This is a genomic window from Enterococcus sp. DIV0802b (assembly GCF_050543535.1).
GTDB classification, from domain to species: Bacteria; Bacillota; Bacilli; order Lactobacillales; family Enterococcaceae; genus Enterococcus_D; species Enterococcus_D entomosocium.
Window position 1 is genome coordinate 2,053,687 of the sequence record NZ_CP172941.1, and the last position, 12,218, is coordinate 2,065,904.

General features: G+C 42.7%; 13 protein-coding genes. 1 reads left to right on the top strand and 12 read right to left on the bottom strand.

Annotated features, from left to right (window positions below; genetic code table 11):
* Positions 1–13 precede the first annotated feature (13 nt).
* From IGJ12_RS09755 to IGJ12_RS09785, 7 genes are all read right to left on the bottom strand, one after another.
* Positions 14–403 carry a diacylglycerol kinase family protein gene (locus IGJ12_RS09755; RefSeq protein ID WP_016612211.1) on the bottom strand — a complete coding sequence of 130 codons (390 nt, stop codon included), beginning with the start codon at positions 401–403 and terminating at the stop codon, positions 14–16.
* A complete protein-coding gene (gene ybeY / locus IGJ12_RS09760) occupies positions 387–863 on the bottom strand; it encodes an rRNA maturation RNase YbeY (RefSeq protein WP_008378268.1) in 477 nt (158 codons plus the stop codon). Before ybeY ends, IGJ12_RS09755 begins: the two co-directional genes overlap by 17 nt.
* The gene (locus IGJ12_RS09765; protein WP_016612212.1) at positions 863–3,064 is read right to left on the bottom strand and encodes an HD family phosphohydrolase; all 2,202 of its coding nucleotides are present in this window, start codon (positions 3,062–3,064) and stop codon (positions 863–865) included. The genes ybeY and IGJ12_RS09765 overlap by 1 nt, the downstream gene beginning before the upstream one ends.
* Positions 3,065–3,085: 21 nt before the next feature.
* Positions 3,086–4,045: a PhoH family protein gene (locus IGJ12_RS09770; RefSeq protein ID WP_016612213.1), complete on the bottom strand. Its 960-nt coding sequence runs from the start codon at positions 4,043–4,045 to the stop codon at positions 3,086–3,088.
* Between the two features lie 186 nt (positions 4,046–4,231).
* Positions 4,232–4,681, bottom strand: a complete 450-nt coding sequence (locus IGJ12_RS09775) for a GatB/YqeY domain-containing protein (protein ID WP_005235483.1) — start codon at positions 4,679–4,681, stop codon at positions 4,232–4,234.
* Between the two features lie 33 nt (positions 4,682–4,714).
* Positions 4,715–4,891, bottom strand: coding sequence for a 30S ribosomal protein S21 (gene rpsU / locus IGJ12_RS09780; RefSeq protein ID WP_002356740.1), 177 nt, complete (start codon positions 4,889–4,891; stop codon positions 4,715–4,717).
* Between the two features lie 160 nt (positions 4,892–5,051).
* Positions 5,052–5,483: a Fur family transcriptional regulator gene (locus IGJ12_RS09785; RefSeq protein ID WP_008378408.1), complete on the bottom strand. Its 432-nt coding sequence runs from the start codon at positions 5,481–5,483 to the stop codon at positions 5,052–5,054.
* A 95-nt stretch (positions 5,484–5,578) separates the two neighbouring features.
* On the opposite strand from IGJ12_RS09785, the gene IGJ12_RS09790 reads away from it, so the two are divergent.
* Positions 5,579–6,466, top strand: coding sequence for a pyruvate, water dikinase regulatory protein (locus IGJ12_RS09790; RefSeq protein ID WP_430618964.1), 888 nt, complete (start codon positions 5,579–5,581; stop codon positions 6,464–6,466).
* A gap of 79 nt (positions 6,467–6,545) precedes the next feature.
* Here IGJ12_RS09790 and thrB read toward each other — a convergent pair whose 3' ends face one another.
* The 5 genes from thrB to IGJ12_RS09815 form a co-directional block, all read right to left on the bottom strand.
* Positions 6,546–7,415 carry a homoserine kinase gene (gene thrB / locus IGJ12_RS09795; RefSeq protein WP_008378411.1) on the bottom strand — a complete coding sequence of 290 codons (870 nt, stop codon included), beginning with the start codon at positions 7,413–7,415 and terminating at the stop codon, positions 6,546–6,548.
* Positions 7,412–8,470, bottom strand: coding sequence for a threonine synthase (gene thrC / locus IGJ12_RS09800; RefSeq protein ID WP_016620425.1), 1,059 nt, complete (start codon positions 8,468–8,470; stop codon positions 7,412–7,414). The genes thrB and thrC overlap by 4 nt, the downstream gene beginning before the upstream one ends.
* 2 nt (positions 8,471–8,472) lie before the next feature.
* Positions 8,473–9,723, bottom strand: a complete 1,251-nt coding sequence (locus tag IGJ12_RS09805) for a homoserine dehydrogenase (RefSeq protein ID WP_139960173.1) — start codon at positions 9,721–9,723, stop codon at positions 8,473–8,475.
* Between the two features lie 116 nt (positions 9,724–9,839).
* Positions 9,840–10,133 carry an ArsR/SmtB family transcription factor gene (locus tag IGJ12_RS09810; protein WP_005235473.1) on the bottom strand — a complete coding sequence of 98 codons (294 nt, stop codon included), beginning with the start codon at positions 10,131–10,133 and terminating at the stop codon, positions 9,840–9,842.
* Positions 10,134–10,379: 246 nt separating this feature from the next.
* Positions 10,380–12,107: a phospho-sugar mutase gene (locus tag IGJ12_RS09815; protein WP_016620427.1), complete on the bottom strand. Its 1,728-nt coding sequence runs from the start codon at positions 12,105–12,107 to the stop codon at positions 10,380–10,382.
* Positions 12,108–12,218 lie beyond the last annotated feature (111 nt).

A 12,218-nucleotide genomic window follows, 5' to 3' on the forward strand; every position in this document is an offset into this window, starting at 1 on the left:
GTTTTAGTGCGTATCAGAAGAGCTGCAGTAATTTTGGCAAGAAGATGATCGCTGCGACCACTAATGCAAAAACTGCGGTCATCAGCACAGCACCAGCTGCCATATCTTTGATTTTTTTCCCGATTGGATGGAAATGAAAGTCCGTAAACATGTCAACGACATTCTCAAAGACTGTATTGATGATCTCCACGATCCAGACCAAGAAAACGGCTAACAGCAGCCAAAGCCATTCCATTTGATTCAAACGGAAAATAAAACCTGCAATGATCGCAACGATGCCTAACCCAACATGTTTACGCATATTACGTTCCTCTTTAAAAACGGTTTTTATACCGGTGAAAGCAAATTCGATTGACGAGATAAACTGTTTATTTTTCCCAATATTCTTATCTTTTGAGTCCATAGGCATCCAGTATTTCCTTTTGCAATCCAAACATTTCCTTTTCATCTTCTGGTGTCATATGATCATAGCCATTGATATGCAAGAAACCATGCAGCGCCAAGAAACCAAGTTCCCGATCATAGGTATGCCCATATTCAGCAGCTTGTTCCTTTGCCCGTTCTATGGAGATCATAATGTCTCCTAGATCACGAGGCATCTCTTCAAGGGCTTCGTCAAAAATAATCGGCATCTCCTCCGCCGTTTCTTCTTCGAAGGCAAAACTGATGACATCTGTCGGCATATCTTTGCCGCGATACTCCCGATTGATTTCTTGGATGGCTGCATTGTCCATAAACGTGACGGACATTTCCGTATCCTCTGGAAGGTCTAAATGTCCTGCAGCAAATTGCAGAAGTCCTTCGATCTCTTTGATCTTCGTTTCCCCCACTGAATTTGTCTCATCTAAAAAGGTAATCTCCATTAGCGCTCTCTTCTTTCTTGTTCTTCTTTCATTTTCTCTGCTTCCGATTTCATTTTTGGGTATTTGATCCGTGAATGGAAGGTACTGCATAGTCCGTTGACCAGTGATTTTTCAATCATCCGGATTTCTTTCAACGTTAGTCCCGTTTCATCTAATTGACCGTCTAAGATCCGATCATTGATGAGATTCGCAACAAATTCTTGAATTTTTTGATTGGTCGGATTTTCCATCGCTCGAACAGCTGCTTCACAACTGTCAGCGATACTCACGACACCCGCTTCTCGTGTCTGCGGTTTTGGCCCAGGATAACGGAAATCTTCTTCTGTCACCTCGGGATTACGCTCTTGAGCTTTTACATAGAAATAACGCATCAGAGTTGTGCCATGGTGTTGACGGCAAATATCGATCACCATCCGCGGCATTTTGGCTTCTTCGAGAATTTCCGCTCCGTCGATCACGTGACCGAAGATGATTTGTTTGCTGTCTTCCGGCAGCAAAAAATTATGCGGGTTTTCGGCACCAGCAGGTAAATTTTCTACGAAGAAATTGGCATGTTTGACTTTGCCAATATCATGGTAATAACAAGCCACGCGGGTCAGTAAGCTTTGCCCACCGATCTCGGCGACGGCATTGGCGCTAAGATTAGCAACCATCATACTGTGATGATAGGTCCCTGGTGCTTCTTCCAGCAACTGCTTCAATAACGGGTGGTTCGGGTTACTCAATTCATTCAACACGATCATACTTTCATCCGTTACCAATAATTCGATATATGGATGCAGCCCCATCGTCAGCAAATAGCTAAGAAGCGAGCCGGCCAATCCACAGACGAGTGTTGTCCACGTATTGCCGCGGGCCAAATCCATTCCTTGGAAAATGACCAACATGATGCTTAAGAGTAATGGGAAAACGATCACCCACATGACTGCGATTTTCCCTTGACTGGCGATACGTGCTCGTTTGATCATCGTCCCCATCAACCCAGAGAAGAGATAGGTCACTAAAACAGTCGTCAACAAGTTGGTCCCACTGGAATCAAAGTAAATGAAGAGTGCACTGACCACTTGGAAAATCGCGGCTAATATCCCTAAACGTCTGCTGGAGAAAATGCTTAGAATCAGCGGTGTAAAGGCTGCTGGGAAAAAGAGCGGGATAAAGGTCACTAATTCTGATTGGAACAGTTGGAAAAATTTCATGATCAAGATACTGAATGCCATCGCCAAAATATAAAAAGTGACGGCGTTCATTCGCTTTTCAACATCTTTTGTCTGTCTTGTATAATAAAACAGCATGAGCATTTGTAAGCAGGTCGCTAAAACTAAGGCGATTAATGGAAAAACTGAGAAGGTCTGATTGGTCATTCCTAAAAGCTGCAGCTTTTCCAATGCGTTGGCATCGATCTGTGATCCTTCACGAACAATGATCTCCCCTTGATAGATCATTACCGGTGGAACAGCATCCATGGCGGTTTGTCTCGCTTCTTCCGTCCGCTTTTCATTGGGAATATCATTGACGACGATTCCTTGATTGACAATGAAGCGTAAAACGGACGCCATATCCGAAGTAACATCTAGAAATTGGATCTTGTCTTCCGCCTCTGAGCGGAAAGTACTGAGTTCTGTTTGACGGATCTGTTTGGCCATTTGCTCGTCTACTAGCTGCAACGCATAGGTTCGTACCGTATTCAATTCATCGGTACTTAATGAAAACAATGTCGACAAAAAATTATTCGTCAATGACTGATAGAAATCAAGTTCATCATCACTCATTTTTTCAAACTCTTTTTTTAAGGCTGCGATGTATTCATCCGTACTCGGTTTAGGGATATTTTCATCCTCATCCGCCTCAGCAACTTCTTTTGCATGTGTCTCATCCGTTGATTTTTTGACTGAATCAACTAAGTCAAAAAGGTGGTCGATGCGATCGTGCTGTGTCTGCGCTAGAGTATCCTGATAGGTGTACTCTGGCGGAACCGCTTCTGCTGCCAATTTGCGTTTTTGTTCCGTTGCAGTAGTGTTTTCGATCGTTTTATTGGCACGAATGTTTTCTTCCGCCACCTGGCCTTCGCTATAATCGACATTATTCTGTTTGACACTGGTGTACATGATACCAATCGAAAAAAGAAAGAAGAGAAACATCAAAACTGGTAAATAAAACTTCCCGAGTCTTTCTCTAAGTTTCCGTAGTGGTTGAATGATCATAGTTCTCCTCCTGAAAGACGATCAGCGCTTGTCTTTAAGATCTGCTTCTTCATAAGCTCGAATGATATCGGCCACAACTGGGTGCCGCACCACATCTCCTGCTTCAAAATTAGCAAAAGCAATTTTAGGGATCTCCTGCAACGTTCGCTCCGCATGGATCAAACCGCTTAAAGTCCCTTTTGGCAAGTCGATCTGACTCGTATCGCCATTGACGATCATTTTGGAGTTGAATCCTAAACGCGTCAGAAACATTTTCATTTGAGCGATCGTCGTATTTTGCGCTTCATCTAAAATGACAAAGGCATCTTCTAGCGTACGTCCACGCATATATGCCAATGGTGCGATCTCAATGACGCCTCGTTCCATCAGACGGTTCGTATGATCCATCCCGAAAATTTGATACAACGCATCATAAACCGGTCGCAAGTAAGGATCGACTTTTTCTTTCAAATCGCCTGGCAGAAAGCCAAGGTTCTCTCCTGCTTCAACCGCGGGCCGTGTCAAAATAATCTTTTGCACTTGACCTTTCTTTAAAGCAGCGATCGCCATTACGACGGCCAGAAAGGTTTTTCCGGTTCCGGCTGGTCCGACCCCAAAGACCACATCATGTTTACGGACAGCTTCGATATATTTCTTTTGACCGGCATTTTTTGCCCGAATCGGTTTCCCATTACGGTCCTTGATGATTTCTTCTTCATACATATCTTTGAAATAATCAAGACTGCCTTTGTTTACCATGTTCAAAGCTGTGATCACATCAGGAGTACTGATATTGATGCCTCGTTTGATCAACTCTTGCAACGCTCGGATCACGGATTGTGCTTTTTCTGTAGCTTCCGCTTCGCCGACGATTTGGATCAGCTCCCCACGAGTGTGAATGACTGTCCCCGTCGAGTCTTCAATGATTTTAATGTTCTTATCGTGAGCACCTAAGAGTAAACGAACGTCATCGTTCTCACTAAGTGTTATCTCGATCGTCATAGTTTTGTCTGTCAAATATGTTACAGCTCCTTTTTTGGCGTTCTTATTAATAATAACATAAGATGGAAAAAAGAAAAATTACTTATAAAGTCCAAGGGTAGTTTCCTTTTTGTCCTTATGCTTTTTTTAAGTTTTTGAAATCAGAAAAAAAGCCGCGAGCATGTCATCCATACTCGCGGCGTGAGCTTACATTTGATCCAATAATTCTTTAACGATCGCATTGACTTGATTGCCGTCTGCTTTGCCTTTGACTTGCGGCATTACAGCACCCATCACTTTTCCAAATTCTTTGGAAGAAGAAGCACCAGTCTTTTCAATCGCTCCAGCAACGATTTGGCGGATTTCCGCTTCATCAAGTTGTGCTGGCAAATATTTTTCAACAACTGCAATTTCAACTTTGACTTTCTCAGCTAGATCATTTCGGTCAGCTTTCTCAAACTCATGTAAAGAGTCCCGACGTTGCTTCATCTCACGAGATAAAACGGTCAACTCTTCTTCTTCATTCAAGTCAGAACCTTTTTTGATCTGCTCATTTTGAATTGATGCTTTCAACATGCGGATCACCTGCAAGGTTTCCTTGTCTTTGGCTTTCATCGCTGTCTTCATGTCATCATTCAGTGTACTTAGTAGTGTCACACTACCAGCTCCAATTCTCAAAACAGTAGAAAATTAGAATTTTTTGCGTTTTCTAGCTGCTTCAGATTTTTTCTTACGCTTTACGCTAGGTTTTTCGTAAAATTCACGTTTACGAGATTCCTGTAAAGTACCCGCTTTTGACACGGAACGTTTGAAGCGACGAAGAGCATCGTCAAGTGATTCGTTTTTGCGAACGACTGTTTTTGACATGTAAATTCCCTCCCTCCGAGCTTAAAAAGTAACCGTAGTTGTTATTGAAATAAAATCCCAAAAAACACGACTGTCCTTTAAAAATTATAGCTAACCCCTGAAAAAGTGTCAAGGCATTCTGTTAAAAAAGTCTTCGATACTGTCAAGTTTGTTTGGGTTTTCATTGACATTCTTCACAACGACCCAAAATCTCGAAGCGATGACCCTCGATCAAACAACCGGGAAGCTGTTCTTGAAAGAAGTCCATTGGGCAAATATGCAGTTCTTTTGTTTTGCCACAAACCGTGCAAATAAAGTGATGGTGATGATGGTCTTCTAATTCTGCACAACAGTTATAGCGAAACTTCATCTCACCGTTCAGTTCTGTTTCTTCTAAAATACCGATCTCAGAAAAATCGTGCAAATTCCGGTAGATCGTATCATAACTCAAGCCAGGGTACTTTTCCGACATGTATTCGTGAATTTCTTTTGCCGGTAAATAGCGATTGCGTTTCACTAAATAGGTAATGATCGCTTCTCTTTTTTTCGTATTTTTAAAGCCATTTTCTTTCAACGTTGTCATGGCATGCTCTATGAGCGTTTGATTTTTCATCGTAGACCCTCCTGATAAATCAAAATCATTCCGATTCTATCAATCTTAAGTATGGTATAATGAAATCAATAAAAAAGCAAGAGAGGATTTTTCTTATGAAGCCAAATGAACCAGAACAACTAGACTTGCAAGAAAAATTGCAAACCAGTGCTGCAGTGACGATGTTCGTTTTGTCGGACTCTGCCGGTGAAACAGCATCGAAGCTTGCCCAAGCGACAATGGCACAGTACCCCAGCGTCGAATTTAACCTTTTTAGACGCACATTTATCCACACGAAAGAGCACTTGATCAAAGCATTATCAGATGCTAAGAAACACAATGCCATTATTCTTCACACTTTGATCAAAGAAGAACTCGTGGATTTGACGAATCATTTTTGTGAAGAAGCGGATCTCTATCATTTCGACGTATTAACACCGCCTGTCAGTGAAGTGGCACGCCGCACTGGAGTAGCACCTTCACGAGAGCCAGGGGCTTTGCACCACCTGAACGAAAATTATTTCAAACGCATCAAAGCCATGGAATTTGCGGTCATGTACGATGACGGAAAAGACCCTCGTGGCTTCTTGGAAGCAGATGTCGTGTTACTAGGGGTTTCTCGAACCTCAAAAACACCGTTGAGTCTATTTTTAGCGAACAAAAACTTAAAAGTCGCTAATTTGCCTTTGGTTCCACAAGCCCACATCCCGAAACAGCTCTGGGAAATCGATCCGAAAAAAATCGTCGGGTTAACAAACGATCCGAATGTGTTAAACAGTATCCGCAAAGAACGGATGCGTTCTTACGGCCTGAACCCTGACTCTGCATATTCCGATATTGAAAAAATCAAAGCGGAGCTGACGTTTGCTAATGATCTTTATGACAAATTAGGTTGTGTCGTGATCAATGTCGCTTCCCTTTCCATCGAAGAAACCGCCTCAATGATTTTAAATGCATTAAACTTAGAAGACCATAGCTATTACACTTCAGAGACAAAAGACTGATAACGATAACGCAATAAAAAAAGATGAACAGACTGCCGTCTGCTCATCTTTTTTAGAATATCTATCATTTCAAAGTTTTTTAAAAAACTTGCAGCCCTTCACGATCGATTTGTAATTGTTCGATATACGCATTGCTCTCCAAGGCATGTAAAAGTTTTGAGATTCGTTCTGCCCGTTCCTCTGGGACGATCGCTAAGACCGTTGGTCCAGCGCCGCTTAAGAAACAGCCATAGCCGCCTTCTTCTTCGCAAATCTGGCGAATGGTCGACAAGTGTGGCACAAGCTTTTCCCGATAAGCTTCATGAAAACGATCCTGCTGCATTAATTTCCCTGCAAGAGGCAGATTGCCATTGATGACCGCTGCGATCATAACATTGGCGATCGCACTGGCCTCGACTGCTTGCTCGTGAGAAAGTGTTTGCGGCAAGACTTGACGACTTGCTTCAGTCAACAGTTCTTCATGAGGAATATAGGCAATGATTTCGCACTCTGGAAAATGATGCTTTACTAAATACGTATGCTTGTGCTGATGGTCATAAGCAGCAACTGCAAAATCTCCATAGATCGCTGGTCCAACATTGTCAGGATGCCCTTCAATGGCAGTTGCGATCTCAAGCTTTTGTGCTGCACTCAGATTCATGTGTGCCATTCGGTTGGCTAGTTCAATACCAGCGACGATCACCGAGGAACTACTGCCTAAGCCTCGTGCCAAAGGAATATCCGAACTCATACGGATCTTCAGGGGTTTCATGTCTGGTGCTAATTTTAGTGCCACACGCAAAAGTAAGTTAGTTTCATCGTTTGGGATCTCTGAGCCTAGCTCATGGATGATCTCCCATGTATCGTTTTCTTTTAAAACTTCGATGAACAAATACTTTGACAGGGCAATCCCGCAGGAATCAAAACCAGGCCCTAAATTCGCACTGGTTGCAGGAACGCGGATCTTCATAACTTGGCAACTCCTTCACGAAGATGCTGACGCATTTCTTCTAAATCACTCATCTTATTGATGGTTACTTCTGTCGCTTTGATAGCTGTATCAGGATCCTTCAGACCATTTCCAGTAAAGACGGCAACGACAGTCTCACCTGGTTTGATTTTCCCTGCTTTCACGTGCTGGATGACACCAGCCAGCGAGGCAGCTGAGCCTGGTTCAATAAACACACCATCTTGCGCAGCAATTTTACGATACGCATTCAAAATTTCCTCATCGGTTACTGCATCGATGTATCCTTTTGATTCATCACGAGCGGCTTCTGCCAACTGCCAGCTGGCTGGATTGCCGATACGAATCGCTGTAGCGATGGTTTCCGGCTGTTCAATGACTTCCCCACGAACGATGGCAGCCGCACCTTCTGCCTCAAACCCATGCATTCTTGGCAACGTGGTGCCTTTTTTCTCATGCCATTCTTTGAATCCTTTCCAATAAGCCGAGATATTCCCAGCATTACCAACTGGAATTGCAAGAACATCAGGCGCCTGTCCTAGCTGTTCGCATACTTCAAAGGCAGCTGTTTTTTGTCCTTCTAAACGATAAGGATTGACAGAGTTCACTAATGCCACAGCTTCTGTTTTCGCAATATCCCGGACTGCTTTTAACGCTTCATCAAAGTTTCCTGGAATCGAAATGATGTCCGCTCCATAAACGATCGCTTGCGCCAGTTTCCCCATAGCGATCTTGCCTTCTGGAATGACGACATAAGCTTTGATTCCTGCTCTGGTCGCATAAGCGGCTGCGGCTGCACTAGTATTTCCTGTCGAGGCACAAACGATCGCTTTCGCGCCTTCTTCTACCGCTTTTGCCACCGCCATCACCATGCCGCGGTCTTTAAATGAGCCTGTCGGATTCAGGCCTTCGTATTTTCCATACAATTGGATCCCTAATTCATTTGAAAGACTTGGTAATGGAATCAGAGGTGTATTTCCTTCAGCCAGCGACAATGCTGGGGTATTTTCATTAACTGGGAGATATTCTTTATATTGATGCAATAATCCTTGATACATGTTTATTCCTCCATCACTTTCATTATTTGCACGTTTTGCGTATTCGCGTATGCCTTGAGTGCTACTGTTAGTTCCTTTTCACTGATTGGCTTCGTGATTCCAGCTATTCGTTGGCTTGCTTCATCAAATGCTGTGTGCTTTGATTCAAACCATTCTGGGAAAGAAGCTGCATTAAGGTCTTTACTTGAAAAGGAAACATAGTGTTGCACAGGAACTTCTTGTACCGAAGCCAATGCTGTTTCTTTTTCAAAGGTTAAAAAAGGTTCAACGATCCCGAATGTTTTGTTTTTAGCCAATACCGTCAAATCGGCAACCACACTAGTGGCTGTCGGACGCGATCCAGCCCCTGGTCCATAAACCATCGACTGATCAATTCCGTCGCTTTTGATAAAAATACCATTGAACTCATTTTGGATCGTCGCCAAGGCGTGGTTTTTTGGCACTAACACCGGCCCAACCGATACAGTAAGGGAACCGTCATCAGTCTTTTGAGCTGCGCCAATCAATTTCACTTCATAGCCAAAAGCTTGTACCTGCTTAATATCTTCTACAGCTAATCCGCGAATACCTTTTGTTGCAACATCAGCAACGTCGATTGTTTTCCCAAAAGCAAATTTGGTCAGGATCACCATTTTATAAGCCGCATCGATACCGTCAACATCATTGGAAGGATCTGATTCGGCAAAACCTTTTACTTGAGCTTGTGACAACGCATCTTCATAGGTCATGCCATCTTCCGTCATTTTCGTCAGCATATAATTGGTCGTCCCATTGACGATGCCAAAAATCCCTGTGATCGTATCAGGTAGATAGTGGGTGCTCAATGTGCGCAAAATCGGAATTCCTCCCCCCACACTGGCTTCATAATAAAGAGAAACACCGGCTTTTTCAGCAATTGCCAGCAGTTCAGGTCCATGGGTGGCAATCAAATCTTTATTTGCCGTCACAACATGCTTTTTATTTTCTAAAGCAGCTGAAATAAACGCTTTTGCCGGATCGATCTTCCCGATCAATTCCACAATTACGTCGATGGTCTCATCTTCAAACAACTCATTTGCCTCATTCGTCAAAGCAAACCCATACTTAGCTGCTAACGCAGACTTATCCTCATAAGGCGAAGCTAATGCTTTCGTGATTTGCACACTGACTCCTGTGCGTGCCAGAATGGCTTCTTTTTGCTCTGCCAACACTTGGCATACCCCGCTGCCGACAACACCCATTCCTAATAATCCAATGTTCAATTGCTTACCCATAAAGCCCCCTAACTGAAAACGTTATTAAAAACCGTTCATCTAATTTTAATATTTCCACTAGCATACCAAAAACAATAAGAAAAAACTAGGACTTTTGAGAAATTCTCGCCCTAGTTTTAACGGTGATGGATATGTTCGAATGTTTTTTGCAAAATATCCACAACATGTTTGTCATCAAGACTATAAAGGATGGTTTTTCCTTGTCTTTCCGACTTTACGATCCGATTATCTTTCAATAGTTTCAACTGATGAGAGACTGCTGATTGTTCCATATGTACTTGTTCCGCGATTGAAGTGACATTGCGTTCACCCTCTTGAAGGGACAACAAAATTTTTAATCTGGTCGGATCACTAAGCATCTTAAAAATCTGCGTTACTTGCTGAATTTCCTCTAATTTAGGCGGAGTCATCGCGCCACATCCTCTCTTATTTCCTTTTGCATTTTAGCCCCTGATAGACGGCTTGTCAATCAGCGGCCGCCAAACAAGGAGAAGTAATTAGATAAAAGACAAGAATAGATCCAAGTGTCAGAAAATTCCCTTTAGAAGCTTAGGTCCCTCAACAACTGTTCGTTGGGGAAACAAATGCTTCTTTTTCTATCACTCGGATCATTCAGTCAAATTGCAATTTTTTGATTATGAAGGCAGCAGATGACTTTATTCACCTGTGATTTCTTCAATCGCTGCTTGCAGATCAGCAATTTTTTGTTCTGCTGCTTCTGCCGTTTCGCCTTTTACACCAATATAAAACTTGATTTTCGGTTCGGTCCCAGAAGGACGAACCGCAATCCAGCTTTCATCTTCCAAGGTGTATTTCAAAACATCAGAAGGCGGTGTGGTCATTTTTTGTTGGTGACCATCTAAGCCCACACGAGTCAACAGTTTAAAGTCTTCTGTTTGTACGACAGGGGTTCCTGCGAAGACAGAAGGTGCTTTTTCACGGAAAGTCTTCATCAAGGCAGCAATCTTAGTTGCCCCTTCCATGCCGCTCATCGTTACAGAAATCGTTTTTTCTGCATAATAACCGTACTCTTCAAAAATATCTTGCAGACCGTCATACAATGTTTTGTTTGATTGTTTGTAAAAAGCAGCCACTTCTGCTAATAAAACGAGCGCTTGGATCGCGTCCTTGTCCCGTACGAATGGTTTTACTAAGTAGCCATAGCTTTCTTCAAAGCCAAACATAAAGGTTTGAGAATGGTCTTTTTCAAATTGTTGGATTTTTTCGGCAATAAATTTAAAGCCGGTCAATACGTTGATCATATCCACATCGTAGGATTTAGCGATCGCTGTTGGCAATTCACTAGAAACGATCGATTTTAAGACTGCTGCATTTTCTGGCAATGTCCCAGCTGTTTTATGGGCTTCTAAAATGTAACGGATCATCAATGCGCCTAACTGATTACCTGTCAACACTTGGTAGTTGCCATCTGGCATTCTTACTGCAGCTCCTAAGCGATCGGCATCTGGATCTGTTGCGATCAACAGGTCAGCACCTTCTTTTTCTCCTAAAGCAATCGCATATTCAAAGGCAGAGTGCTCTTCTGGATTCGGTGATTTTACTGTACTGAAATTTGGATCAGCAACCGCTTGAGAAGGTTCAATAATGAATTGTTGGAAACCAGCTTGTTTCAACGCTTTCTCCCCAAGCATCCGCCCTGTTCCGTGAAGTGGTGTATAGACAAGTTTCAAATCTTTGCCCACCGTATCGATCAATTCTTGATCGATCGTGACTTCTTTGATCTCTTTCAGATAGGCAGTATCGATTTCTTCACCAATAATAGAGATCAAGCCGCTGTTTTTGGCTTCTTCTTCACTTAATACAGGGATCTCTAACGGATTTTCAATTTCCCGAACGAATTTTGTCAATGCATCCGCATCTGCTGGTGGCATTTGTCCACCATCTTCCCCATATACTTTGTAGCCATTGTATTCGGCTGGATTGTGAGAAGCTGTGATCATGATTCCAGTAAAGGTTTTTAAGTAACGCACAGCAAAAGATAATTCTGGCGTCGGACGTAAGCTTTCAAAGACGAAGGCTGGAATATCGTGTTTTGCCAATGTTTTTGCCGCTTCCATCGCGAACTCAGGTGAAAAATGACGGGAATCATAGGCGATCGCTACGCCACGACGTCTTGTTTCAGGATCTTGTGTATCCATAAAGCGAGCCAATCCTTCGGTTGCTTGACGAATCGTATAAATGTTCATCCGATTGATACCAGGTCCTAAAATTCCTCGCATACCGGCAGTCCCAAATTCCAAAGGCATATAAAAAGCGTCTTCTAACATCGCAGGATCTGCTTCTAATGCGGTCAATTGTTCTTTTAATTGTGGATCTAAGTGTTCACTGTTTTTCCATTGATTAAATGTTTGTTCCCATGCCATAAAATAACCTCTCCTTTTTCCGTTAAAATGCTCTAAAATTAGTATAACACTACTTACAGATTTCTCAAAGAATAACCAAACGAAAAATAAAAACAGCTGCTATCAAAAGTG